The organism is Nocardioides acrostichi (assembly GCF_015319165.1).
Taxonomy (GTDB): Bacteria; Actinomycetota; Actinomycetes; order Propionibacteriales; family Nocardioidaceae; genus Nocardioides; species Nocardioides acrostichi.
Genome location: NZ_JADIVZ010000002.1, coordinates 87,029 through 112,444, shown reverse-complemented (window position 1 = coordinate 112,444; position 25,416 = coordinate 87,029). Strand labels below are relative to the sequence as shown.

Genomic DNA, 25,416 nt, shown 5'->3' with positions numbered 1-25,416 from the left:
CCCCTCGCGCACGACGACGGCCACCCCCGGAGAGTCCGGGAGTGGCCGTCGGTGGTGCAGGTGGAGCTGGTGACCTGACGTCAGCCGTTGCTGCCCGTAGAGGCGGCGTCGGCCGGCGTGGTGACCCGGAGGTCGGTGGTCAGGCCGGTGTCGCCGTACCCGATGATGCCGAGGTAGTGCGAGTCGGCGTCCAGACCGGTCCACGACGCGGTGTAGGACGTGTCCTCGCCTCGGGTCACCGAGAGCGGGTTCGGGTCGAACGTGACGTCACCGAACTGGTTGTCCGGGTTCACGTCGAAGACATCGAGCCGGTAGTCCATCGGAGCTCCGAGGTCACCCTTGGAGTAACCGTCGACCTCGATGAACATCGCACCGAGACCGTCGTAGTCCGAGGGGTCGATGCGGAACGACTCGTCCGCCGAGCCCGTCGCGGCCTCGATCGTCGTGCCCACGGCCTTGTTGCAGCCGGCGTCGGTCGGGATCCCGAAGAGATCCAGGTCGGCGGTGTCGTCGACGGCGTCGAGGTCGACCTCGTAGACCGTGCTGTCGGCAGAGACCGGCACGCAGTAGCCGTCCGCGCCACCCACGTCGACCGAGCCTTCGGCGGAGTCCGCCTGGGCCAGACCGTTCATCGTGAGGTCGACGTCATCGGTGGTGCCGCTGGTGACGTCGACGTCGACCGAACCGTCGGTGCCCTCGCCGCTGACCGACGCCGGCACCTTGAGGGCCACCGGCTGGAGCGCCACGGGCATGGTGATCTTCTTGCGACCGTTCTTCAGCGAGATCGAGCCCTGGGCCCACTCGTTGAGCGCGGTGTCGGGCTGGACCGTGAAGGTCACCTTGACGCGACGCTTGGCGCCGGACTTGGTGGCCATCAGGTTCGCGCGACCGAAGGACACGTCGAAGCCCGGGACGTCGCCCGAGGGGATCCACTTGCCCTTCTTCATGAACTCCACCTTGCGCACGAACGTGGTCGAGTAGGTGACCGCGTGGTCGGCCATCGACGGGATGTTGACCTTGCGGGGGTCGACGGCCGGCTGACCGGTGTCGTAGCCCTGGTCGGTCATCAGGCCGTACCACTGACGCGCCGTGGAGGTCACGAACGCACCCGGGTTGAACATCGGGCCTCGCGGCGAGACCTCGCCGGCACCCTGCGCGAACGCGTCGGTGCTGTCGGAGCCGTCGTCGTTCTTGGTCGGCTTGGCGGTGGTCATCATGGCCGACTGCACCATCTGCGGCGTCCAGTCCGGGTGGACCGAGAGCAACAGGGCACCGAGGCCGGTGATGTGCGGGGCCGCCATCGACGTACCGGAGTAGAGGTCGTAGTCGCGGTCGTGGTTGGACGGCGGGGCCACCGCGGCGAGAACGGTCTGACCCGGGGCCGCGATGTCGGGCTTGAGCAGGTCGGAGTCGTTGGCCAGGGCCGGACCACGCGAGGAGAACCCGGAGACCTGCGGCAGCGGGGCGCTGGGCTTGTCGGTCTGGTTGCCGGGCAGCAGCGCGGCGGTCGGGTCGTCGGTGTTGTCGACGTAGTCGTAGACGGCGTCGGCGTCGGTGCTCTGCAGGTGCACGGTGGGCACCGAGTGCAGGTCGGCGTCGAGGCTGTTCTCGCTCGGGTTGACCATGATCATGCCGACGCCGCCGACACGCTTGACCTCGGCCGACTTGTCGGTGCGGGCGTAGGTTCCGCGCAGGCAGAGCACGATCTTGCCGGTGGCCGAGTCGTCGGTGAGGCTGTCGGGGCCACAGATCTGGGCGTCGGCGTCGTCACCGGCAGAGAGGTCGACCGAGTCGACGACCGGGGTCTGCTCGGGTACGCCGGTGCCGTCGATCATGGCGCCCAGGAACTTCTGACCGTCGCCGAACTCGACGGTGCCGTCGAAGTTCTTCCAGGTCGAGGCCGCGACGGTGGTCAGCCAGGGGCTGTTGTGTGCCACGGTCGAGGCCGTCGGGCCGCTGTTGCCGGCCGAGGCCGACACGAAGACGCCGGCCTGGGCCGCGCCCGCGAAGGCGATCTCGACGGGGTCGATCACGGTCGCGAGCGCGCCCGAGATCGAGAAGTTGAGCACGTCGACGCCGTCACGCACGGCGTCGTCGATGGCGTCGAGGATCGCGTCGGTGTAGCAACCGCCGGTGTCCTCGTCGTCGTCCTCCCAGCACACCTTGTAGATCGCCAGCGAGGCGCCGGGCACCATGCCGGTGACCTCGCCGAAGTCGATGCCGTCGACCGAGACGTCCTTGACGACGTTGCCCGCCGCCGTGCTCGCGGTGTGCGAGCCGTGGCCGCCGCCGTCACGGGGGGAGAGGTACTCGGTGTCGGCGCGGTGCTCCGGCGGCACGCCGGCCACGAAGGAGTCGTCGTAGTAGCGCGCGCCGATGATCTTGGTCGAGCAGTCGTCGAGGGTGAACTCCTCGCCGGTCTCGCACGTGCCGTTGAACTGGCCACCGTCGGACTTGTCCATGTGCGTGTCGCCCAGGGGGTCCATCGTGGCGCCCCACCGGCCGGACGGCTTGGCGCTCAACGGGTCACCCGCGAAGGAGTCGCTGTCGGGCCAGATGCCGGAGTCGATGTCGCCCACGACGACGCCGGAGCCGGCGTTCGCCTGACCGCCGTCCTTGCTCCAGGCGCCGTGCTTGGAGTACATGCCGAGGAAGTTCGCGGTGTTCTCGGCGTCGGCCTTGTAGTCGGGCGTGCGCTGCTCGACCGGGACGACGGCTGCGACGCCCCGGGTGGTCGACAGGTTCGCTGCCTGCTCACCGGAGAGCGACGCGGAGAATCCGTTGGACGCGATCGTGTAGCTGCGCTGGATCTTCGCGCCGGCCTGCTTCGCGACGCTCGTCTGCTGCTTGGCCAGGTAGGAGCTGTAGGCAGCCACCGCCTTGGAGTTGCCCAGGAACGCGCGGCCCTCGGCCGGCTTCGTCGCAGCGAGACCGTTGACCCCGCCGGTGTACTCCGAGGCCGACTTGCCGGACAGCAAGACGATGTAGTTGCCGGCCTTGAAGGACGGCTTGGACGCTGCGGTCTTCAGGGGCTGAAGACCGTCACCGCCTTCGGCAGCGTTCGCCGGTACCAGGCCGGCGAGACCGACGGTGAGCGCGCTCGCCGTCAGGAGGCCGAGCGCGCGGATGTGGCGTCGGCGTGGGGTGGACTTCGACACGGATTCTCCCTCTACCCGAGAGTGCGGGCGTGCGCCGGCTTCCGACGACCGGACATCTACACGCGAGCATCTGCACCTCAATCCACCGGCGCCGCAAAGTCAAGGGTCGTCACCCTTCATGACGAGAAAAGTTCCCGGAACGCAACACCGTCGTGGCGTCTGACTGGTCACACCCGGTCGCGGCCGGGAAGACTGACACCATGACGACCCTCATCACGGGGGCATCCTCCGGCCTCGGCGCGGAGATGGCCCGACAGCTCGCCTTCCTCGGCCACGACCTCGCCCTCGCAGCGCGACGCACCGAGAACCTCGAGGCCCTGCGCGAGGAGATCCTCGCCGCCCACCCCGAGCGCAGCGTCACCGTGCACGCCCTCGACGTGACCGATACCGACCGCGTCTTCGCGGTCGTGCACGAGATCGCGGACGCCGGCGGCCTCGACCGTGTCATCGTCAACGCCGGTCTCGGCAAGGGCACCCCGCTGGGCACGGGCGGCTTCGCGGCCAACCTGGAGACGGTCCAGACCAACCTCGTCGGCGCGCTGGCCCAGATCGAGGCGGCCATGGAGGTCTTCCGGGCGCAGCGCTCGGGCCACCTGGTCGTGGTGTCGTCGATGTCGGCCTTCCGCGGGTTGCCGAAGGCGATCACCGCCTACGCTGCCACGAAGTCCGCCGTCGCGATGCTCGCCGAGGGGCTGCGCACCGAGCTGCACGGCACCTCGCTGGGCCGCGCTGTCGACATCACCGTGCTCTACCCGGGCTACATCGTCTCGGAGATGAACGACGCCGCCGACCAGGCCACCAACCCGTTGCTGGTCTCGACCGAGAAGGGCGTGCGCTCGATGGTGTCCGCCATCGAGAAGCGGGTCGACTCCGCGTGCGTGCCCCAGCTGCCGTGGCGACTGCTCAGGCCGGTCATGGAGTACGCGCCACTCCCGTTGTTCAAACGGCTGATCTGACGTCGTCCTCGGCGCCCTCGACGGCACGTCCCGGAGGCGTGACGACCTCGAGCCGCATCCGGGCGACCGCGTGCGAGAGCCCACCGTGCCGAGGCGTGAGCAGGGCCGCGAGCACGGTGGTGCCCAGGAAGCCGATGAGCACACCGCCCCGGTAGGGGATCGGCAGGATCACCAGGCACCACACGGGCGCCAGCCCCGTGGCGAGCTTGACGGCGCGTGAGAGCGGCGCGAGCCACCGGTGCCGGGCGCGGGCACGCACCGACACGACGAGCTCGCCGACCGTGCGCCCCTGGGTGAGCACGAGCACCGCCTGGAGCACGAACGGCACCGTCCACTGCACACGCCACTGCTCGTCGCGGAAGGGCCGCGTGTCGAGCACGAAGAAGGTCGCCCCCCGCCACGCGGCCGCGATGAGTCCGCCGAGCAGCAGCACGAACAGCGCGTCGCACACCAGGCCCATGAGACGCCGGCCCCAGGTGAGCTCCGAGGGCAGCGGCCGCGGGTCACCGCTGCGACGGCGAACCACGACGGCCGAGAGCAGCGAGCCGCCGAGGGCGCCGACGGTGTTGAGCAGCAGGTCGTCGACGTCGAGCTGGCGATAGGCGCAGCCGAAGATCCCCCACACGGCGGTGTACTGGGTCAGCTCGATCGCGAGGGACGCCGCGAACCCGACGAGCGTGGCCACGGCGACCCCGCGCTTGAGCACCACCCGCACGTAGTAGCCCAGCGGCACGAAGAGCAGCACGTTGAAGAGCACCTGGAGCACGGCCGGGTCGCGCAGGAACGGCTGCAGGCCGCGTTCGGGCAGGCCGATCTGGCCGATCGTGCCGAACACGTGCCACTGCGCGACCTTGCACCGGTAGGTGCCGGCCGGCAGCGGCAGCAGGGTGTAGGTCCACAGCGCCAGCCCGTACACCGCCGCCCCGAGCAGGGTGACGAGGTCGCCGGGGCCGAGCCGGCCGTCGCGCCGGTACTGCACGGCGGCCGTCGGGATGAGCAGCACCACCGCCAGCGCGCTGCCCAGCCCGACGGCGACGATCGCGTTGACCGCCTGCTGGCTCACGGGCTCAGCCGAGCGAGTCCAAGCGCGCGGCCTGGGCGCGCATCACGGCGTCGTAGGCGGCCCGGTCGTCGCGCTTGAGCGCCACCGCCTGCTGGGCCGGCTCGTCGGGCACGATCAGCTCCTCGCCCGCCTCGAGCCCGGCCAGGACGGCGCCCGCGACGTCGTCGGCCGCGATCGGCGAACCGGTCACGAGGTGCTCCATGACGCCCGCGAGCGCGGAGTCGGCACCGCGGATGGAGTTCATCAGGTTGGTGCGGAAGAAGCCGGGGCACACCACGTGCGCGGTGATGCCGTACCCGGCGAGCTCGTGACCGGCGGTCTCGGTGAGCGCCACGACCGCTGACTTCACCGCGTTGTAGGAGGCCATGCCGCCGGGGTGCACGAGCCCCGCGAGCGAGGCGACGTTGACGATCTGCCCGCCACGCTGGTGCTTGAAGACCGGCACGAAGGTGCGCAGCCCGGCGACCATGCCGAAGAGGTTGATCTCGAAGATCCACCGCCATTCGTCGAGCCCGGCTACGTCGAGGCGCCCGCCCCCGGCCACACCGGCGTTGTTCACCAGCACGTCGAGCCCGCCCCAGGTCTGCTCGACGTGCGCGCGGGCCGTCGTCCACGCCGACTCCGAGGTGATGTCGAGAGGGAGCCAGCCGTCGTCGTCCGGGGCGATGTCGTGAGGCACCGCGACGTCGGTGCGCAGCACCCGGTCGCCGCGCGCCTCGAAGGCGGCGGCGAGAGCCGCACCGAGTCCGGAGGCCGCACCCGTCACCAGCACGCGTCGAGAGGTCACGACCGCTGAGGTTACGGGACGAGGGCGACCTTGCCACCGGGGTGAGCGGTGCCGACGAGCTCGAGTGCGGCGAGGGCGTCGTCGAGGGCAAAGGTGTGCGCCACGTGCACGTCGAGGTCGCCGCTGCCGGCGAGGTCGACCAGGTGCTGGCGCTGGCTGTCGCGGTAGGCGGCGGACTCCGGGTCGGTGCCGCTGAGTCCGGTGAACCCCTCGGCCCGGGCCCGCGCCTGGCCGGCGGCCGTCACCAGGCGGCCCGGCCCGACCAACGAGAGGGAGGCGTCGATCGCCTCGTCGGTGCCCGCCGCGTCGAGGGCCGCGTGATAGCCCTCGACGGGTGCGAGGTCGCGCAGCCGCTCGAGCAGGCCGGGACCGTAGTCGAGCGGGGTGCCGCCGAGCGCTCGGACGTCGTCGGCGCGGGTCGGACCGCACGTGGCGACGACGCGGACGTCCTGGCGGCGGGCCAGCTGGAGCACCATCCGGCCGACGCTGCCGGACCCGGCGTGCAGCACCACGGTGGCACCCGCGGGGGCGGCCACCCGGTGCAGCAGGTCGGCGGCCGTGCTGCCGGCCAGCAGCAGGTTCGCCGCCTCCGCCCAGCCGAGGCCGGGCGGCTTGGCGAACACGTCGGACGCCGGGGCGACCAGGTGGTCGGCGTACCCGCCGAGCACGCGGAAGGCGAGCACCTCGTCGCCGGCCCGCCAGTCGGTCACGTCGGGCCCGACCCCTTCGACGACGCCCGCCACCTCGTAGCCGACCGGCCGTGGCCCGGCGAAGCCGCCACGCGCCACGTGCTTGGCGTCGGCGGGGTTCACCCCGGCGGCGCGCACCCCGATGAGCACCTCACCCCGTCCGGGTGCTGGGACGTCGCGCTCCTGGAGTCCGAAGACCTCGAGCCCGCCCGGACGCATCGCCACCCACCGTCGTGACCGCATCGGCGCAGGCTCTCACACGTGATCGGCCAGCAGGCCGAGCTGGGTCACGTCGGCGGAGGTCGGGATGAGCTGCACCTCGTCGGCGCCGATCGCCGCGAATCGGTCGAGCAGGTCGCGCAGCTGCACGGGGGTGCCGGCGAATCCGGCGCCCACGGCCAGCGCGTCCACCAGGTCGGACGGCAGCCAGGACATGTAGTGCCGCAGGTGCCGGTGCACCTGGGCGCGAGCCGACCCGTCGCCCTCGTCGAGGGCGAACCAGAACGACGTCGTCAGCAGCGGCGCGGGTCGGCCGGCGCGCGCCCACGCCTCACGGGCGACCTGGAAGAGGCGGGCGGTCTCGTCGACGTCTGCGTTCATCGTGACGCCGGCCAGTCCGGTGGCCCACGCGGCGGCGGAGCGCACGGTGCGCGGCCCCATCGTGCCGACGAGCAGCGGCGGACCGCCCGGCTGCACCGGCGGCGGACCGATCCGGCCCACTTCGGCACCGGGAGTCGCACTGCGGGGCTCGCCCGACCAGAGCCGGCGCAGCTCGTGCGCGCTGTCGGCCAGTCCGGCCATCGTCTGGGTGCCGAGGTCGGCGCCGACGCTGCGGTAGTCCTCCTCCCGGCCGCCGACACCGAGGCCGACCGTGAGCCGACCGCCGCAGAGCCGATCGGCCGTGGCGCACGCCTTGGCCAGTCGGGCGACGTCGTGCAGTTGAGGCACGACGACCGTCGTCACCAGCCGCACCCGCGACGTCCAGGCCGCGACGGCGCCGAGGGTCGTCAGCGCCTCGGGGTTGTCGAAGGCCATGCGCTCGCCGAAGCACAGCGACGACCAGGGGCCGGCGTCGATATCTCGCGCCCACCGCTCGAGGGTGCCGGCCCGCTCCCAGAGGTCGGGCTCCATCACGGGCAGGGTCATGCCGACGTCCATCGCCCCACCCTCCTACGCCGCGGTCGTCACGATCACCGCCGCCCGCTGCTGCGGGTCGACCCAGCGGTTGCGGGCGCGCACCCAGCGGTAGCTCGACCACAGCAGCATCGGCAGGGCGAGCACCGGCGCCGCCGTCGCATCGCCCAGGGTGGCAGCCAGCGAGAACACCATGACGGTGACGGTCGTCGACAGCGCCAGTCGAGAGGAGTAGCCGATCATCGCCACCGGCGGGGCCGGCGTCGCGCGGGCCGAGCGCAGGTCGACGGCGTGGGGCGCCTTGATCGACCAGCGCATGGCGGCGGCGAGCACCTGCACGGTCACCACGACCACGGCGCACCCGAGAGCCACCGCCTCACCGGCCGAGGGCAGGCCCGAACGCAGACCGCCGACGAGCAGGGTGCCGAGCGACACCGCCAGCAAGAACTCCGCCACGACCCACGAGCGGGCGTCGAAGACCAGGCCGGACTCGACCGGCAGCGACTCGCGCCAGAGGCCGCCGCGTCCGTCGAGGCACCACGCGTTGACGCCGAACAGCAACGCGCCACCCGCGCACACCAACCCCGGCAGCAGGACGAGCTGTGCCCAGGCGAGGTCGCCGATGAGTGCGATCACGGCCGGCGCCAGGGCCAGGACGGCGGCACCGCGACGCATCGGGACCGCCCGCCAGACCGACCCACGGTCGACCCGCACCAGTGCGAGCACGTCACTGCGCGGCTGGGGCAGCGCCCGGCGGGAGCCGGACTCCGCACGCAGCTCGTCACGTGGGATCCGGCGCGCCACGGCATGGGCCAGCAGGGCGCCCAGACCGACGGCCGCCAGCACCAGCAGCACCAGGGCCGAGACGGTGAGGCACCACCGCGGGGTGAAGCCGAAGACCAGCCCCACGACCACCTGGAGGGTCGGCAGGTGGTCGAGTACCGGCACGAGCCGTTCGGTCATCTGCAGGCCCACCAGGGCACCCAGCAGTACGACCGCACCACCGCGGATGACCCCCACGCCGTAGCGGATCCGCCGGAGTCCCTCGAGCGCCCAGGCCACCACCTGGGCGAGGCTGGTGGCCAGCACCAGCCACAGCAGCATGCCGACCTGGGCTGCGGCCAGCCGCGCCGGGCGGTCGGCGCCCAGCGCGAAGGCCGTCGAGCCGAGCAGCGCCCACGACTGGATGACCCAGGCGATGTTCACCGGCGCCAGCAGCAGTGCGCCGAGGTGGTCGGTGGTCGGGCTGATCGGGTGTACGGACGCCGGGTCACGGGCGACGAGCTCGCGACCGCCGCCGGAGGCGACCGCCGAGATGACCGCGATGAGGACCAGCGCCGAGAGCACGGTGGGCAGCAGCACCGCGGCGTCCTGGGCACGTGGGGAGCTGCCTGCACCCGGCAGCAGCGCGGGCGCGACCGCCGCTGCGAGCGTGACGGCGGCGAGGAGGGCGAGGCCCAGGCGCATCGCCCGGGGCCGACGCACCGACGAGGCGCGGAACCGCAGCAGGATCCCGACGTCGACCACGGCCCGGCGTAGGTCGGAGCCCACGCCGGGCGGCGGTTCAGTCGAGGAGCGAGCGGTAGGCACGCGCACCCTCCTCGCCGGCCATCTCGGCCGCCGACATCAGCGCCACCTGGGAGCCACCGCGCAGCACGGTCACGTGCGAGCAGGCCTCGATCGCGAGCTCGCGCAGGTGGGTCGAGACGAGCACGCAGGCGCCGCGGGCCCGCGCGTCGGCGACGACCTCGAGCGTGGCCTCGACGCCGATCGGGTCGACGCCGTCGAAGGGTTCGTCGAGCAGCAGCACCTGCGGCTCGTGCAGGGCGGCCAGCACGACGGAGAGCCGACGCCCCATGCCGTGCGAGAACCCGGCGCTGATCCGGTGGGCGACGTGCCCGAGCTCGAAGCGCTCGAGCAGCTCTCGCGCCCGCTCCTCCCACCCGGCCGGCAGCCGGCGCAGCCGGGCGGCGAGCTGGAGGTGCTCCCAGGGGGTGGCACGCGGCACCAGGCCACCCACGTCGGGGCAGTAGCCCACCGCGCGCTTCACGGCCAGCGGCTCGTGCCGGACATCGTGGCCGGCCACCAGCACGAGACCCTCGGAGGGCGGCACCACGCCGGCGAGCACGCGCATCGTCGTCGACTTGCCGGCGCCGTTGCGGCCCAGCAGGCCCACGGACCGCCCCGCCTGCGCCTCGAGGTCGACGCCGGCGACGGCCTCGACCTCGCCGAAGCGCACCCGGAGCCCGCGCACGCTCACCGCGGGCGCGTCATCGGAGGCAGTCACCGGTCCATGGTGCCCGGCTGCGCGCGCGCCCGTCGGGGAATCCCGGTTCTCCGGTGCCTGCCGGTGGTGACCCGTGACCCCCCGGCAGGCGTTCCACCCGGCGGTGGTGACCCGCCGCGTGATCAGGCCGGGAAGGACTCCCCGTTGGCGGCCATCTCCCGCAACCGGTCGGTGGGTGCGAACCGCTCGCCGTAGGCGGCGGCCAGCTCGTCGGCACGGGCGACGAAGGCGGCCAGGCCGATGGCGCCGTCGGCCGCCTCGTAGCCCGTCATGTACTGCGCCGCACCGCCGGTCATGGCCGGGAAGCCGATGCCCATGATCGAGCCGATGTTGGCCGCGGCCGCGGACTCGATGACGCCCTCCTCGAAGCACTTGGCCGTCTCGATGGCCTCGGCGAAGAGCATCCGCTCCTTGAGGTCGCGGATCGGCGGCTGCTCGGAGGCGACCGGGAAGACCTCGGCCAGACCCGACCACATCGAGCCCCGCCTGCCCTCGGCGTAGTCGTAGAAGCCGGCGCCCTTCAGGCGCGAGGGCCGCTCGATCTCGATCATCTTCTCGACGACGGCGACGCCCGGGTGCGGCTCGTAGGCAGCGCCGTCGCGCTCGGCGGCGTCCTTCGTGGCCCGGGCGATCTTCGCCATGAGCTCCATGTTGAGCTCGTCGCTGAGCTGGAGCGGACCGACCGGGTACCCGGCCTGGGTGCCGGCGCGCTCGATCGAGTACGGCGCGACGCCCTCGGCCACCATCGCCAGACCCTCGTTGACCATCGTGCCGATGACGCGGGAGGTGTAGAAGCCGCGCGAGTCGTTGACGACGATCGGCGTCTTCTTGATCTGCTGGACGACGTCGTAGGCCTTCGCGAGCGCCTCGTCGGAGGTCTTCTCGCCGCGGATGATCTCGACCAGCGGCATCTTGTCGACGGGGCTGAAGAAGTGCAGCCCGATGAAGTCGGCCGGTCGATCGACGCCCTCGGCCAGCTCGGTGATCGGCAGCGTCGAGGTGTTGGAGCAGAGCAGTGCGTCGCCCCGGTCGTGCCCAGTGACGTGCTCGGCGATCTCGCCGAAGACCTTGGCCTTGAGAGCCGGGTCCTCGAAGACCGCCTCGATGACCAGGTCGCAGCCCGCGAGGTCGGCCGGGTCGGCGGCGGGGGTGATGCGACCGAGGAGCTCGTCGGCCTGCGCCTGGGTGAGCTTGCCGCGCTCGACGCCCTTGGCGTTCAGCCCTTGCGTGTAGGCCTTGCCCTTCTCGGCGTTGGCCTGCTCGACGTCCTTGAGCACGACCTCCATGCCGGCGCGGGCGCACACGTAGGCGATGCCGGCGCCCATCATGCCGGCGCCGAGCACACCCACCTTCGTGGCCTTCCAGGGTGCGATGCCCTGCGGGCGCAGCTTGCCTGCGTTGATGGCCTGGAGGTCGAAGAAGAACGCCTGGATCATGTTCTTCGAGCCCTGCTCGGTGACGAGCTTGGTGAGGTAGCGCGACTCGATGCGGGAGGCGGTGTCGAAGTCCTTGCCGGCGCCCTCGACGGCTGCGGCGAGGATCGCGCGCGGGGCCGGGTAGACGGCGCCCTTGGTCTGCTGGCGCAGGAGCGCGGGGAAGACGGGCAGGAAGGCCGCGAGCTGCGGGGACTTCGGGGTGCCGCCCGGCATCTTGTAGCCGGGCGCGTCCCACGGGTTGGCGCTGGCCTCGGGGTTGGCCTTGATCCAGGCCTTCGCCGCGGGCACGAGCTCGTCGCGGGTGGCGACCAGCTCGTCGACCAGGCCCTTCTCCTTGGCGTCGGACGGCTTGAACTGCTTGCCCTCGAGCAGGACGCTCATCAGGCCGTCCTGGAGGCCGAACATGCGCACGATGCGGGTGACGCCGCCACCACCGGGCAGCAGTCCGAGGGTCACCTCGGGCAGACCGAGCTTGACCGAGGGGTCGTCGACGCAGACACGGTGGTTGCAGGCCAGCGTGATCTCGAGGCCACCTCCCAAGGCGGCGCCGTTGATCGCGGCCACCACCGGCACCGGCAGCTTCTCCAGCGCGCGCAGCGGGGCCTTGACGTCTTCGGCCATCGCGAAGATGCGCGGGGCGTCCTCGGGCTGGGCCATCACCATGTTCTTCAGGTTGCCGCCAGCGAAGAAGGTCTTCTTGGCGCTCGCGATCACGACGCCTTTGACCGACTCGGGATCGGCGGCCAGCTCGTCGTGGAGGTGCTGCACCGCCGCCTTCATCGAGGCGGTGTAGAGGTCGTTCATCGTGTTCGCCGACGCCGTCGGGTCGTCGAGGGTGAGGGTGACGATGCCGTCGGCGTCCTTCTCGTACTGCACGGCGGTCTGCTCGGTCGTGGTGCTCATGGGTTCGTTTCGTTCCTGTTCGGTTCAGGTTCGTAGGTTCACAGGGACGGCGACCCGTGGGTCGTCGTTTCTCGGTGCTGACGTCGGTGGTCGGCGTCGGTGGTCGGCGTCGGTTTCCGTCTCACCGGGTCTCGACACGCGGGTCACGGCCTCGCAAGCTCAGCCGCCTACACGCGCTCCACGATCGTGGCGATACCCATGCCGCCGCCGACGCACAGCGTCGCCAGACCGCGCCGCAGGTCGCGGCGCTCGAGCTCGTCGACCAGCGTGCCGAGGATCATGGCCCCGGTGGCGCCCAGGGGGTGACCCATCGCGATGGCGCCGCCGTTGACGTTGGTGATCTCGTGGCTGATGTCGAGGTCGCGCATGAACCGCATGGCCACGGCGGCGAACGCCTCGTTGATCTCGAAGAGGTCGATGTCGCCGACCTCGAGGCCCGCCTTGGCCAGCGCCTTGCGGGCAGCCGGGGCCGGGCCGGTGAGCATGATCGTCGGGTCGGCGCCCGAGACGGCCATCGACACGAAGCGGGCACGCGGGGTCAGGCCCAGCTCGTGGCCGATCTCCTCGGTGCCGATCGCCATGAGCGCGGAGCCGTCGACGATGCCCGAGGAGTTGCCGGCGTGGTGCACGTGGTCGATCTTCTCGACCCAGTGATACTTCTCCAGCGCCACGGAGTCGAAGCCGCCGTCGCGGCCCATCTGGGCGAACGAGGGCTTGAGGGCGGCCAGACCCTCGACGGAGGTGTCGGGGCGCACGAGCTCGTCGTGGTCGAGGACGGTCACGCCGTTCATGTCGGTGACCGGGACGACAGCGTCGGCGAAGTAGCCGTTGGCCCACGCCTTGGCGGCGCGGTGGTGCGACTCGGCGGCGAACGCGTCGACGTCCTCGCGGCTCCAGCCCTCGAGGGTCGCGATGAGGTCGGCGCCGATGCCCTGCGGCACGAAGCCGGTGTTGAGCGCGGTGGTCGGGTCGCCGGCCCACGGGCCGCCGTCGGAGCCCATCGAGACGTTGCTCATCGACTCGACGCCACCGGCGAGGATGAGATCCTCCATGCCGCCGCGGATGCGGGCGGCCGCCTGGTTCACGGCCTCGAGGCCGGAGGCGCAGAAGCGGTTCAGCTGCACGCCGGCCACGGTCTCGGGGTAACCGGCCGCCAGCGCGGCGGTCTTGGCGAGGTCGCCGCCCTGCTCGGCGATGGGCGTGACGATGCCGAGGACGAGGTCGTCGACGCGCTCGGGGTCGAAGCCGGGGTTGCGCTTGCGCACCTCGTCGAGCAGACCGACCACGAGGTCGATCGGCTTCACCTCGTGCAGGGCGCCGGCGGCCTTGCCCTTGCCACGGGGGGTGCGGAGGTGGTCGTACACGAATGCTTCAGCCATGGTCGTCCTCGATCGATGGGCAGGTGGGCTCACGCGGCACGCGACGGCGCCACCACGATTGTGACACCGATACTGTCACGGTCGCCACCGTGGCCTACGTCACGTGCGACGGGCACCGGGACTCGTCGGGCTCCTGGGCCTCGGCCACGCCGTCCACGACCAACTCCGAGAACCCGTGGGGACCGCCGCCTCCCACCGGTGCGCGGTGGAGGACTTCACTTCCCTCACCTCTGGGTGATCGGGTTTCGCCCTTCGCCTTCCTAGGCTCAGCACATGAGCACCGTGCTGGTCACCGGAGCCTCCGGCTTCGTCGGACGCCGCCTCGCGCCCGCGCTGGCCAAGGCCGGCCACGAGGTGCGGGCCATGACCCGGCGTCCCGACGACTACGACGGTGTCGGCGAACCGGTGTTCGGCGACGTCGCCGACCCCGGGTCACTGGCAGCACCACTCGAGGGCGTCGACACCGCGGTCTACCTCGTGCACTCCCTCGACGACCACGACTTCGAGCGCAAGGACGCCGAGGCCGCGCGTGCCTTCAGCCTGGCGGCGGCCGCCCAGGGTGTGCAGCAGATCGTCTACCTCGGCGGACTCGGCGCCGACGACGGCGAGCTCTCCGCGCACCTGCGCTCGCGCCGCGAGGTCGAGTCGCTGCTGGGCGAGTCCGGGGTGCCGGTCACCGTGCTGCGCGCGGCCATCGTCGTCGGCTCCGGCGGAGTGTCGTGGGAGATGACCCGCGAGCTGGTGAAGAACCTGCCCGCGATGATCGTGCCCAAGTGGGCCGCGACCCGCACCCAGCCGATCGCGCTCGACGACGTCGTCCGCTACCTCGTGGGCGTCGTCGACAACGACGAGGCCAAGGACCGCGTCTTCGAGATCGGCGGCGCCGACCAGCTCTCCTACCGCGGCATGCTCGCCCAGGCCGCCCGGGAGATGCACGGCCGGTTCGTGCCGATCGTCCAGGTGCCGGTCGGCACTCCGATGCTCTCGTCGTGGTGGATCAAGCTCGTCACCGGCGTCGACGCCACCACCGCCGGCAACCTCATCGACTCCATGGGCACCGAGGTGCTCCAGACCGACACCTCGATCCGCGACGTGGTGCCCTTCGAGCCGATGACCTATGCCCAGGCCGTGCGGCTCGCCTTGGGCGAGGACTCTCGCGAGCGCTGAGCAGAGGAATAGCCGGCCACCCCGGCGGCGTTGTCGAGCCACGTGACCACCGCCGACGTGTCTGCCTCTGCCGCACCCCCCGCTGACGAGCTGACCCGGCTGCACGTCGCCCTGCTGGCGCTGACTTCGGGGCTGGCTGTCGCCAGCCTCTACTACGTGCAGCCGCTGCTGGCCGAGATCGCCGACGCGTTCGACATCGGCACCGGGCGGGCCAGCCTGCTGGTCACCGGTACCCAGGCGGGCTACGTGTTGGGCCTGGCCCTGGTGGTGCCCCTGGGTGACGTCGTCGACCGGCGACGCATGATCACGGTGCTCATGTCGGCCTCGGCCGTGGTGCTCGGGCTGACGGCCGCCGCGCCCGCGTTCGCACTACTGCTGGTCGCGATGGTGGCGATCGGGCTCACCGCCTCGGCCGCGATGGTCGCCGTTCCCTTCGGCGCCGCGCTGGCACACCCCTCGCGCCGAGCCGGGGTCACCGGCAGCGTGATGGGTGGCCTGCTCCTCGGCATCCTGCTGGCCCGGACGGCGTCCGGGGCGCTGGCCGAGATCGGCTCCTGGCGACTGGTGTTCGCGGTCGCCGCGGCGCTCGGTGTCGCCTTGGTGGTGCTCACGCGCACCGCCCTGCCTGCGGACTCCGAGACCAAGCAGCACCACTCCTACGGTGCGCTGCTCGCGTCGATCGCCGGGCTCGTGCGACGCGAGCCCGCGCTCCGGGCTCGCATGTGGCTGGGGGCGCTCTCGATGTTCTCGTTCTCGGCGATGTGGACCTCGCTGACCTTCCTCTTGGCTCGTGACTACGGGTACTCCGAGCTGGTCATCGGACTGTTCGGCCTGGCCGGGGTGGCCGGGGCGATGGGTGCTCCCGTCGTCGGGCGCTTCGCCGACAAGGGTCACAGCGCCCGCGCCACGACGATCGCCGTGCTGTGCGTGCTGCTGGGTTGGGGGCTGCTCTGGGCGGGCGCCCACGTGCTGGTCCTGGTCATCGTGGGGATCCTCGTCTTCGACTTCGGGGTGCAGGGCACCCAGATCACCAACCAGGGCCGCATCTACCAGCTCGACCCGGCTCAGCGCGGTCGGATCACCACCGCCTACATGGTGGCGTTCTTCACCGGAGCCGTGCTCGGCTCGGTGGCGTCGGGTGCCGCCTACGCCCACGGGGGCTGGAACCTGGTGTGCGGCCTCGGCGTCGGCGTCGGGGTGGTCGCGCTCGGCAGCTGGGCACTGTTCGCGCGCCGCGGCTGGTGAGCTCGAGGCGCTCCGTGCCGCGGGATCCGGCCGCTCGGCGGCCTGGTCGATAGGGTGGCGACCGTGCGGAGACACGATCTCGCCCAGCTCAACGTCGGACGCCTGCTCGCCCCGCAGGACTCACCGGTCGTCGCCGACTTCGTGAACGCGCTCGACGAGATCAACGCGCTGGCCGACGCCGCGCCCGGCTTCTGCTGGCGCTTCCAGACCGACGACGGCAACGCGATGGCCGAGCGCCCCTTCGTCGGCGACGACGAGATGCTGGTCAACTTCTCCACCTGGGAGTCCCACGAGTCGCTGGCCGACTACGTCTACCGCAGCCACCACGTCGACTTCCTGCGCCGGCGCCGCGAGTGGTTCGAGCACCTCGGCGAGGTCGTCACCGTGCTGTGGTGGGTGCCGCGCGGCCACCGGCCGACCAGCGCCGAGGCCCTCGAACGGCTGGCGCACCTGCGCGAGCAGGGGCCCACACCCTGGGCGTTTACCTTCCGCACCCGCTTCGAGCCGGGGGCAGGCACCGCCGTCCCGGGCGCCGATCGCGACGTCTGCCCGGCCTGAGCACCCGGACCACTCACCCCAGCGGCGGCAGCCCCGGGGCGGCGCGCGCGTGCTCGGCGTCCCGCTCCTCCCACGCGGCGGCGAGCCGGCGGGCGATGGCCTCGAGCACGTGGGGCGGTCGGGCGAACGGCAGCCGCACGAACCGCTCGTGGCCGCCCCCCGGAGCGAAGCGCGGACCAGGCGGCAGCAGGACGCCGTGGCTCTCGGCGGCCCGGACGAACCGGGTGGCGCACGGCTCGGGCAGCTCGCACCACAAGGCGAGTCCACCGGACGGCGGGACGCACCTCCACCCCGGCAGGTGCCGCGCCAGGGCTGCGACGAGCGCGTCCCGCGAGGCGGTGAGCTCCACGCTCCGGATGGCGCGCATCTCCTCCTCGCGCTCCAGCATCGCCATGAGCACCAGCTGCTCCAGGGGAGCCGAGGCGAGATCGAGGGTCAGGCGGGCGTCGACCAGCGATGCCACGAGGTCGCGCGGCGCGCGCAACCAGCCCAGCCGCAGCCCGGCCCAGAAGGCCTTGCTCGCCGAGCCGATGCTCACGGTGCGATCGTCGTGCGCGGCGAACGGGGCCGGCATCGCCACGGGCTTGCCGCCGGCGTCGAGCATGGTCACGTCGACCAGGGACTCGTCGACCACGGCCACCGTGCCGGCGCGCCGCAGCGCAGCGGCGACCCGCTCCCGGTCCGCGTCGGCCATGAGGCTCCCCGTCGGGTTGTGGAAGTCCGGGATGAGGTAGGCCACTCGCGCGGCGCCGCCGCCCCGCGCGCCGGCCGCGGCCAGCAGGGTCCGTTCCAGGCCGGGGACGTCCCAGCCCTCGCTCGCGTCGACGGGCGTCGTACCCAGGCGCACCCGGTGCCGGTGCCAGAGGGCGATGGCGTTGGGGTAGCTCGGCGTCTCGATGAGCACGCGGTCACGCGGCGCCGCGAGCGCCGAGGCCGTGACCGCGAGCCCGGCCAGCCCTCCGTTGACCACCAGGATCTGGTCGGGCGAGGTCGGGACGCCGCGGTCGGCGTATCGCTGGGCCAGCCGCTCGCGCAGCGCGGGCACGCCGCTGGGGTAGTAGCCGTGACCGGCGAGGAAGGCGGGCAGTTGCTCGAGCGCCTGCTGGTAGGCGGCCATCGCACCGGGTGGGCCCGGCACGGTGAGGTTGGTGCAGTCCGCGACCACCGGGGCACCGTCGTCCGCGAGCTCGCCCACCCGCCCGTCGCCTTGCGGCACCAGCATGTGGTCGGTGCGCGCGGAGCGCGAGAGAGGCAGGCTCGCCCGCGTGCCGGAGCCACGCGAGGACGTGGCGTACCCCTGCTCGCGCAGCAGGTCGTAGGCGCGGGTCACCGTGCTGCGCCCGAGGGGCAGCACGGCGGTCAACGCCCGCTCCGAGGGCAACCGCGTGCCGACCGGCAGCCGGCCGTCGCTCACCAGGTCTCGCAGGCCGTGGGCGAGGATCGTGTAGGCCGGACCCGTGGCGTCGTCCAGGCTGCCTCGCAGCCACGAGGCCACGCGCGACGCCGAGACCTCGGGCGGTGCGCTCACCAAGCCAGCACATCACAAGTGGCTCTGTCAGACCAAGCCACTCGTGCAGAAGACTCGTGCCATGAGCACGCTGCAGGATGCCGGTCCGTTCACCCAGCTGCGCGCGGGAGCGCTGCCCGCGCGACTGGTCCAGCTGCTGCTCGGGCTCGCGTTGTACGGATGGTCACTCGCGCTCATGGTGCGCGGGGGGATGGGCGTGGCTCCCTGGGCCGTTCTCGACACCGGCATCGCACGCCACGCGCCGCTGAGCCTGGGCGGGTCGGTGATCGCGGTCAGCGTGCTCCTGCTGGTCGCCGTGTGGCCGTGGCTCGGGGAGAAGCCGGGCCTCGGCACGCTGCTCAACGCCGTGCTCGTGGGCGTGTTCGTCGACCTGTCGCTGGTCGTGCTGCCCGCGGTGTCGTCGCCGGCGGTCGAGATCGTGCTCATGGTCGGCGGCGTCGTGCTCAACGGCGTGGCCACCGGGCTCTACATCGGCGCCGCGTTCGGTCGCGGGGCGCGTGACGGGGTGATGACGGGCATCGCCCGCCGCACGGGTCGAGCGCTCCGCCCGGTGCGGACGGCGATCGAACTCGCAGTGCTCCTCCTCGGCGTGGCCCTGGGCGGCAGCCTCGGCGTCGGCACCGTCGTCTACGCCCTCGCGATCGGGCCGCTGGTGCAGCTGACCCTGCCGTGGTTCGACCGGGGTGCGAGCGCGGCCGCGACCTCAGGCGCCCGTCGGCAGTCACGGCTCACGCCGAGCCGGAGGTCAGGAGCCATGCCGTAGCGCATCTGTCTAGAGGAAGATCCAGGGCAGCACGACGAGCATCGACAGCGACCACGTGAGATGGGTGATGATCGGGGCCTGGATGCCGCCCGACGCGCGGCGCTCGAGGCCGACGACGAAGCCGAGCAGCACGGCGGCGAAGGTGAGCATCACGTTGCCGGTGGCCAGGGTGGCGACGACGTAGGCGAGTGTCGTCCACGAGACCGGGTGCCACGGGATCGCGGCGTAGGCGGCGCCGCGAAAGAAAAGCTCCTCGGCGGCCCCGTTGATCGCGGTGATGAGGGCCAGCGCCCACAACGGCGAGGAAGCGGTGTAGCCGAGCACGTCTTGGATCTGGTGCGTCAGCGGGTCGAGGAACGGAATGGATCTGACGAGGAAGCCCCCGCCCACGAACAGCAGCACCATGGCGATGCCCACGACGAAGGGCGTGAAGGTCGGGCGCCGCAGATCCTCGCGCCAGTGGATGCGCCCCAGGTGCAGTGGACCGGACGCGAACGCCCCGACGACCCAGATGCCGGCGACGACCAGTGTCAGGGCGTAGAACGCCCGGCTGCCCGGCGCGGTCCGCAGACCGAAGCCGAGCGTGACGGCGCCCGCGAGCACGAAACCGACGACGACCCATTGCCGACGCCGCAGGACAGCGGGAGCCTCACGGTGGTCGCGGGGCACTTTGTCCCACAGCGCCCGGCGCACCTGGTGCGCCAGCGGCTGGGTCGTCGTCCGGCTTCGGGGCTCGCTCACGGGCGTCGCCGCAGGGTCGGCGCTACTTGGTGAGGCCGTCCTTGATGTCCTTGGCGGCGTCCTTGACCTTCTCGACGCCGTCCTTGATGGAGGCCGAGGCCTGATCGGCCTTGCCCTCGTTCTTCAGCTCTTCGTCGCCCGTGGCCGCGCCCGCGGACTCCTTGCCGCGACCCTTGAGATCCTCGGCCTTGTTCGAGATCTTGTCTCCGATACCCATGATGTCCTCCGTCGGATCGAGTGGGTGTCTTGCCTCTCCAGTACACCAGCGGCTCGGGGCCGCCCACTCACCCTCGCGGATGTGAGGCATCAGACCCCACCGACGGGTGAGGGCGACCTCGAGATCCGCTCGATTCAGGCGAACTCGAGCACGCCGTCGTCGAGCTTGCCGCGGTGGATCGTGCGCCGGTCGACGAGATAGTTCTGCTTCAGCTGCCAGGGGGCGCGGTCGCCCTGCCGGGGCAGTTCGTCGAGAGCGCGCAGCACGTAGCCGGACTGGAAGTCCATGAACGGCCGCTCGCCCACGCCGTCCTCGCGGCGGGCGACGAAGCTGGAGGTGCCGGTCTTGTCGAGATGCCCGAGCAGGCGCACGACGAAGTCGGAGACGAGGTCGGCCTTGAGGGTCCAGGAGGCGTTGGTGTAGCCGATCGTGTACACGAAGTTCGGCACGTCGGAGAGCATGAGCGACTTGTAGGCCATGGTGTCGCTGGGCTTCACCTCACCGCCGTCGACGACGACCGTGATGCCGCCGAACGGCTTGAGCTTCAGGCCGGTCGCGGTGACGATGACATCGGCGTCGAGGTGCTCGCCCGAGGTGAGCCGGATGCCGGTCTCGTCGAACGTCTCGATGGTGTCGGTGACGACGCTCGCGTCGCCGCGCCGGAACGCCTTGAACAGGTCGGCGTTCGGCACGAAGCAGAGGCGCTGGTCCCAGGGGTCGTAGGTGGGCGAGAAGTGCGGGTCGACCGCGACGTGCTCGGGCAGCAGTTGCGTCGTGCGCTGGGCGAGCAGCTTCTTGGCGCGCTCGGGGAAGCGCTGGAAGAACTGGTAGGAGCCGACCGTGACCAAGATGTTGGCCCAGCGCACGATCGGGAAGCGCACCTTCTCCGGCAGCCGGGCCAGCTTCTGCGCGAGGGGGTCGCGCCCCGGGCGGTTGAGCACGTATGACGGCGAGCGCTGGAGCATCGTGACGTGCTCGGCGTCCGGCGCCATGGCGGGTACGAGGGTGATCGCGGTCGCGCCCGAGCCGATCACGACGACCTTCTTGCCGGTGTAGTCGAGATCCTCGGGCCAGAACTGGGGGTGCACGAGGTCACCCGCGAACGTCTCCTCCCCGGGGAACGTGGGGCGGTGGCCGGTCTCGTAGTCGTAGTAGCCCGAGCAGCCCCAGAGGATGCCGCAGGTCAGCTGCTGCTCGGCCCCGCCGTGGAGGTAGGTGACGGTCCAGCGCTGGTCCTCGCTGCTCCACTCGGCCCGCATGACGTGGTGGTCGTAGCGCACCAGCTCGGCGACGCCGTACTCGTCGGCCACGGTGCGGATGTAGTCGAGGATCGACGCGCCGTCGGCCAGTGCCTGGTCGCCCGGCCACGGCCGCCAGGCGAAACCGAACGTGAACATGTCGGAGTCGGACCGGATGCCGGGGTAGCGGAAGAGATCCCACGTGCCGCCCATCGCCTCGCGGGCCTCCAGCACCGCCACGCTCTTGCTCGGGTGGTGCGTGCGCACCTGCGCCGCCGCGCCGACCCCCGAGAGACCTGCACCGATCACCAGCACGTCGACGTGCTCTAGCTGTTCCATGGTGAGACCGTACGTTATTGACAGATATTCAGCAAGGGCGGGGGCAGATTTATCGGGGCGCCGATGAACCTGCGGGTCCCCCGGTGTTGCTTCATCGGGGAACCCGTCGATTTGTCGGCGCCCCGATAAATCTGACGAACCGCGCCTCAGCGGGCGAAGAGCTCCACGAACCGGGACAGCAGGCGCGGGGGCGCGTGGACCTCGGCCGCCCGGGCCGCGGCGATCAGCCCCTCGGCGTCCGCGGGGTCGAAGTAGCCGTAGTCGCGGTAGACGCCGATGCGGGTGATGAGCCCGTCGACGTCGAGTTCGGGGTGGAACTGCGTGGCGTAGACGCGGCGACCCAGGCGGAAGGCATGCACCGGGCAGGTGGCTGTCGACGCCAGCAGCACCGCGCCGCGAGGCAGCACCGACACGGCCTCCTTGTGGCCGAGGAAGGCCTCGAAGGTCGCAGGCAGGACGCCGAGCAGCGGGTCGTCGCACCCGGCGGCGGTGAGCGTCACCGGGAGCGCGCCGATCGGCTCGGCGTAGGTGCGGTCGACGCGGCCGCCGTCCAGTACCCCGAGCGTGCCGATGCCATAGCAGGCGCCGAGGAACGGCGAGTCGGCCGCGACCACCTGCTCGACCAGCGCTCGGAGCTCGCCCTCGACGCGCAGTTGGGCGGCCGACTTGTCGGCGAGCGGGTCGGAGACGTTGAAGGGTCCGCCGCCGAGGATGATGCCCGACCAGTCGTCGGTGTCGACCACGCCGACGGCGTCGGCGAGCGGTACCGACTCCAGGCGCACCCGGCGCAGGTCACCTTCGTCGAGGCCCGAGAAGCGCAGGACCGCGTCGTACTCGCCGTCGGCGGCGACGTCCTCGGCCCGGGTGCCGAGGAAGAGGAACGGCTTCACTCCGCGGGTTCGTCGGGCTGGACGGCGACGCCGCGCTCGAGCAGCCCCTCGACGTCGTCGATGCCCCAGGCGACGAGCGCGTCACGGGTGTGCTCGCCCGGCTGCCGGGGCGGGGCCGTGGTGAGGGTCGCGGCGGTGCGGGAGAAGCGGGGGGCCGGGTTCGGCTGGACGATGCCGTCGCGCTCGACGAAGACCTCACGCGCGGCCATGTGCGGGTGGTGCTGTGCCTCGGTCAGCGTGACGATGCCGGCGACGCAGGCGTCGGTGCCCTCGAAGACCTCGATCCACTCCGCCTGTGTCTTGGCCGCGAAGGTATCGGCGAACAGCCGCTTCATCTCCGGCCACCGTTCGGTCTCGAACTGACCGGGGCAGGCGCCCTCGACGCCGAGGAGCCGTACGAGCTCGGCGAAGAACTGGGGCTCCAGCGACCCGACGCTCATGTGACGGCCGTCGGAGGTGGCGTAGATGTCGTAGAACGGAGCGCCGCCGTCGAGCAGGTTCACCGCCCGCTCCTCCTTGAACTGGCCGCCGGCGACGAACGCCGACGTCATGGCGTTGAGGCTGGCGGTGCCGTCGACGATGGCGGCGTCGACGACCTGCCCCTCGCCGCTGGTGCGAGCCTCCAACAGGGCGGCGAGGATGCCCATGACCAGGTAGGTCGAGCCACCGCCGAAGTCCCCGACGAGGTTGCTCGGGAAGTGCGGCCTGGCCGGATCCTGACCGAGACCGAACAGCGTGCCGGTGATGGCGATGTAGTTCATGTCGTGCCCTGCGGCCGTGGCGAACGGGCCGGTCTGGCCCCAGCCGGTCATCCGGCCGTAGACCAGGCGCGGGTTGACCGCGTGGCATTCCTCGGGCCCGAGACCCAGCCGCTCGGCGACGCCCGGGCGCATGCCCTCGACGAGCACGTCGGCGTCCTCGACGAGATCGAGCACGACGCGGACCGCGGCGGCATCCTTGAGGTTCAGCGCCACACTCGGCCGGCCCCGGTTGAGCAGGTTGTGCGCGCCCCCTGCCAGCATCTGACCCCCCGGCCGCTCGACCCGGATCACGTCGGCCCCCAGGTCGGCCAGCAGCATGCAAGCGTGCGGACCCGGCCCGATGCCCGCGATCTCCACGACCTTGATGCCCCGCAAGGGTCCCGTCTTCTGACCCAGCTCGATGCTCATGGGCGGCATCTTGACAGCACCGCTGTCACGGTGCGAGGGGTGGCAGGTTTATCGGCTCCCCGATAAATCTGCGGGTTCCCGCACGAGGCTTCATCGGGGAACCCGGATGTTTATCGGCTCCCCGATAAATCTCCCGCGCCGCTCACCCGAGCACCCGCCGCAAGAAGGCGCGGGTGCGCGGGTGGGCGGGGTCGGTGAACATGACGTCGGGTGGGGCCTGCTCGAGGATCCGCCCCCCTTCGAGGAAGCACACGGTGGTGGCGACGTCGCGGGCGAAGGCCATCTCGTGGGTGGCCATCACCATGGTGGTGCCGCGGGCGGCGAGGTCGCGCACGATGTCGAGCACCTCGCCGACGAGCTCGGGGTCGAGGGCGGCGGTGATCTCGTCGAGCATCAGCAAGGTGGGCTCGGTGCACAGCGCCCGGACGACGGCCGCTCGCTGCTGCTGCCCGCCCGAGAGCCGGTCGGGGTGCTTGTGGGCGTGCTCGGCCAAGCCGAACCGCTCCAGCAGTTCCAGCGCCCGCTCGCGAGCAGCCTTGCTCCGGAGTCCGTGGGCGCGGCGGGGTGCGAGCACGCAGTTCTCGAGCACGGTCAGGTGCGGGAAGAGGTTGTAGGCCTGGAAGACCATGCCCATGCGCCGCCGCACCCGCTTGGCGTCGACGCGCGGGTCGGTGATGTCGTCGCCCTCGAAGAGGATCTGGCCGTCGTCGACGGTCTCGAGCAGGTCCAGGCAGCGCAGCAGGGTCGACTTGCCCGAGCCCGAGGAGCCGATGAGGCACACCACGTCGCCCGGCGCGACCGTGAGGGAGACGTCGTCGAGCACGACGCGGTCGCCGTAGGCCTTGCGCAGTGAGCGCACCTCCAGCAGCGGTGCGAGCTCGACCTCCTGGGAAGGATCCTTCGTAAGGCTTGTCATCGGGCCCCCGCCCGCTCGCGAGCCACCACGCGCGCCTGGAGCCAGTCGGTGAGTCGGGCCAACGGCACCGTCATGAGCACGAAGAACCCGGCCACGACGAGGTACGGGGTGTAGTTGAAGTTGTAGTTGGTGTAGTCGCGCGCGGCGAACACGGCGTCGAAGACACCGACGGCGGAGACCAGGGCGGTGTCCTTCTGCAAGGAGACGAAGTCGTTGAGCAGCGGCGGCACGATGCGCCGCACCGCCTGCGGCACCACCACGTGCCGCAGCGTGCGCACGTGCCCGAGCCCGAGCGCCTGCGCGCTCGCCACCTGGGAGGGGTGCACCGAGTCGATGCCGGCCCGGAACACCTCGGCCACATAGGCGGAGTAGGAGATCACCAGCGCTACCCCGGCCCAGAAGATGCGGTCGTTGGTGAGGCCCTGCAGCTGGAGCGCGGGCACGCCGAAGCCGAGCATCACCACGAGCAGGATCGTCGGGATGCCGCGCACCACGTCGGTGTAGACGACGGCGACCACTCGCAGCGGGGCCAGCCACGGCGACCGCGTGCCCCGCCCGATCGCGATGAGCAACGCGAGCGGCAGGATCGCCAGCTCGCAGAGCAGGAACAGCCGGATGTTGAGCCAGATGCCGTCGCGGATCGCGGCGAACGAGGCACGCGCGTCGCCCCAGGAGAGGAACGTCTCGCTGAACCGCTCCCAACCCGGCGAGAGCACGAGAACGAGCCCCAGCAGGCCCAGCACGAGGGCGGTCATCACGGTCGCGATCACCAGCGACACCGTGCGCTGACGACGCCGGACGGCGCGCCGGGCGAGCTCGACGTCGCTCGGCGTCCAGATCGTGTCGCTCACGA

At 71.6% G+C, this 25,416-nt stretch carries 22 protein-coding genes; 5 read left to right on the top strand and 17 right to left on the bottom strand.

Annotated elements, in window-relative coordinates; translation table 11 throughout:
• Positions 1-80: 80 nt before the first annotated feature.
• The gene (locus ISG29_RS05455; RefSeq protein WP_194502389.1) at positions 81-3,158 is read right to left on the bottom strand and encodes a S8 family serine peptidase; all 3,078 of its coding nucleotides are present in this window, start codon (positions 3,156-3,158) and stop codon (positions 81-83) included.
• Positions 3,159-3,358: 200 nt separating this feature from the next.
• On the opposite strand from ISG29_RS05455, the gene ISG29_RS05450 reads away from it, so the two are divergent.
• A complete protein-coding gene (locus tag ISG29_RS05450) occupies positions 3,359-4,114 on the top strand; it encodes an SDR family oxidoreductase (protein ID WP_194502388.1) in 756 nt (251 codons plus the stop codon).
• Here ISG29_RS05450 and ISG29_RS05445 read toward each other — a convergent pair.
• From ISG29_RS05445 to ISG29_RS05410, 8 genes are all read right to left on the bottom strand, one after another.
• Positions 4,098-5,177 carry a VanZ family protein gene (locus tag ISG29_RS05445; protein ID WP_194502387.1) on the bottom strand — a complete coding sequence of 360 codons (1,080 nt, stop codon included), beginning with the start codon at positions 5,175-5,177 and terminating at the stop codon, positions 4,098-4,100. The two genes, ISG29_RS05450 and ISG29_RS05445, sit on opposite strands and share 17 nt — an antisense overlap.
• 4 nt (positions 5,178-5,181) lie before the next feature.
• Positions 5,182-5,964 carry an SDR family NAD(P)-dependent oxidoreductase gene (locus ISG29_RS05440; RefSeq protein ID WP_207792805.1) on the bottom strand — a complete coding sequence of 261 codons (783 nt, stop codon included), beginning with the start codon at positions 5,962-5,964 and terminating at the stop codon, positions 5,182-5,184.
• 11 nt (positions 5,965-5,975) lie between these two features.
• The gene (locus ISG29_RS05435) at positions 5,976-6,896 is read right to left on the bottom strand and encodes an NADP-dependent oxidoreductase (RefSeq protein WP_194502386.1); all 921 of its coding nucleotides are present in this window, start codon (positions 6,894-6,896) and stop codon (positions 5,976-5,978) included.
• 12 nt (positions 6,897-6,908) lie between these two features.
• Positions 6,909-7,811 carry an LLM class flavin-dependent oxidoreductase gene (locus tag ISG29_RS05430; protein ID WP_194502385.1) on the bottom strand — a complete coding sequence of 301 codons (903 nt, stop codon included), beginning with the start codon at positions 7,809-7,811 and terminating at the stop codon, positions 6,909-6,911.
• A 12-nt stretch (positions 7,812-7,823) separates the two neighbouring features.
• The gene (locus tag ISG29_RS05425; RefSeq protein ID WP_194502384.1) at positions 7,824-9,377 is read right to left on the bottom strand and encodes a hypothetical protein; all 1,554 of its coding nucleotides are present in this window, start codon (positions 9,375-9,377) and stop codon (positions 7,824-7,826) included.
• Positions 9,352-10,074, bottom strand: coding sequence for an ABC transporter ATP-binding protein (locus ISG29_RS05420; RefSeq protein WP_194502383.1), 723 nt, complete (start codon positions 10,072-10,074; stop codon positions 9,352-9,354). The genes ISG29_RS05425 and ISG29_RS05420 overlap by 26 nt, the downstream gene beginning before the upstream one ends.
• Before the next feature lie 122 nt (positions 10,075-10,196).
• The gene (locus ISG29_RS05415; RefSeq protein ID WP_194502382.1) at positions 10,197-12,413 is read right to left on the bottom strand and encodes a 3-hydroxyacyl-CoA dehydrogenase NAD-binding domain-containing protein; all 2,217 of its coding nucleotides are present in this window, start codon (positions 12,411-12,413) and stop codon (positions 10,197-10,199) included.
• A 167-nt stretch (positions 12,414-12,580) separates the two neighbouring features.
• Positions 12,581-13,792: an acetyl-CoA C-acetyltransferase gene (locus ISG29_RS05410; protein WP_194502381.1), complete on the bottom strand. Its 1,212-nt coding sequence runs from the start codon at positions 13,790-13,792 to the stop codon at positions 12,581-12,583.
• 273 nt (positions 13,793-14,065) lie between these two features.
• On the opposite strand from ISG29_RS05410, the gene ISG29_RS05405 reads away from it, so the two are divergent.
• From ISG29_RS05405 to ISG29_RS05395, 3 genes are all read left to right on the top strand, one after another.
• Positions 14,066-14,959 carry an NAD(P)H-binding protein gene (locus ISG29_RS05405; protein ID WP_194502380.1) on the top strand — a complete coding sequence of 298 codons (894 nt, stop codon included), beginning with the start codon at positions 14,066-14,068 and terminating at the stop codon, positions 14,957-14,959.
• 57 nt (positions 14,960-15,016) lie between these two features.
• Positions 15,017-16,204, top strand: coding sequence for an MFS transporter (locus tag ISG29_RS05400; protein WP_194502379.1), 1,188 nt, complete (start codon positions 15,017-15,019; stop codon positions 16,202-16,204).
• 63 nt (positions 16,205-16,267) lie between these two features.
• Complete coding sequence (locus tag ISG29_RS05395; protein ID WP_194502378.1) at positions 16,268-16,762, top strand: DUF3291 domain-containing protein; 495 nt, start codon at positions 16,268-16,270, stop codon at positions 16,760-16,762.
• 13 nt (positions 16,763-16,775) lie between these two features.
• Here ISG29_RS05395 and yczR read toward each other — a convergent pair whose 3' ends face one another.
• Positions 16,776-18,290, bottom strand: a complete 1,515-nt coding sequence (gene yczR, locus ISG29_RS05390; protein ID WP_194502377.1) for a MocR-like transcription factor YczR — start codon at positions 18,288-18,290, stop codon at positions 16,776-16,778.
• Between the two features lie 61 nt (positions 18,291-18,351).
• Between yczR and yczE the strand changes: the two genes are divergently transcribed.
• Positions 18,352-19,053 (top strand): membrane protein YczE, encoded by a 702-nt coding sequence (gene yczE, locus ISG29_RS05385; RefSeq protein WP_194502376.1) that lies wholly within the window; start codon positions 18,352-18,354, stop codon positions 19,051-19,053.
• Between the two features lie 9 nt (positions 19,054-19,062).
• Here yczE and ISG29_RS05380 read toward each other — a convergent pair whose 3' ends face one another.
• The 7 genes from ISG29_RS05380 to ISG29_RS05350 form a co-directional block, all read right to left on the bottom strand.
• Positions 19,063-19,794, bottom strand: a complete 732-nt coding sequence (locus tag ISG29_RS05380; protein ID WP_328828079.1) for a CPBP family intramembrane glutamic endopeptidase — start codon at positions 19,792-19,794, stop codon at positions 19,063-19,065.
• Positions 19,795-19,816: 22 nt separating this feature from the next.
• A complete protein-coding gene (locus ISG29_RS05375; RefSeq protein ID WP_194502375.1) occupies positions 19,817-20,011 on the bottom strand; it encodes a CsbD family protein in 195 nt (64 codons plus the stop codon).
• Positions 20,012-20,145: 134 nt separating this feature from the next.
• Positions 20,146-21,588 (bottom strand): flavin-containing monooxygenase, encoded by a 1,443-nt coding sequence (locus ISG29_RS05370; protein WP_194502374.1) that lies wholly within the window; start codon positions 21,586-21,588, stop codon positions 20,146-20,148.
• A gap of 146 nt (positions 21,589-21,734) precedes the next feature.
• The gene (locus tag ISG29_RS05365) at positions 21,735-22,478 is read right to left on the bottom strand and encodes a glutamine amidotransferase (RefSeq protein ID WP_194502373.1); all 744 of its coding nucleotides are present in this window, start codon (positions 22,476-22,478) and stop codon (positions 21,735-21,737) included.
• Positions 22,475-23,647 (bottom strand): CaiB/BaiF CoA transferase family protein, encoded by a 1,173-nt coding sequence (locus tag ISG29_RS05360; RefSeq protein WP_194502372.1) that lies wholly within the window; start codon positions 23,645-23,647, stop codon positions 22,475-22,477. The genes ISG29_RS05365 and ISG29_RS05360 overlap by 4 nt, the downstream gene beginning before the upstream one ends.
• A 142-nt stretch (positions 23,648-23,789) precedes the next feature.
• A complete protein-coding gene (locus ISG29_RS05355; protein WP_194502371.1) occupies positions 23,790-24,563 on the bottom strand; it encodes an amino acid ABC transporter ATP-binding protein in 774 nt (257 codons plus the stop codon).
• The gene (locus ISG29_RS05350; protein WP_328828075.1) at positions 24,560-25,414 is read right to left on the bottom strand and encodes an amino acid ABC transporter permease; all 855 of its coding nucleotides are present in this window, start codon (positions 25,412-25,414) and stop codon (positions 24,560-24,562) included. The genes ISG29_RS05355 and ISG29_RS05350 overlap by 4 nt, the downstream gene beginning before the upstream one ends.
• Positions 25,415-25,416: the final 2 nt, after the last annotated feature.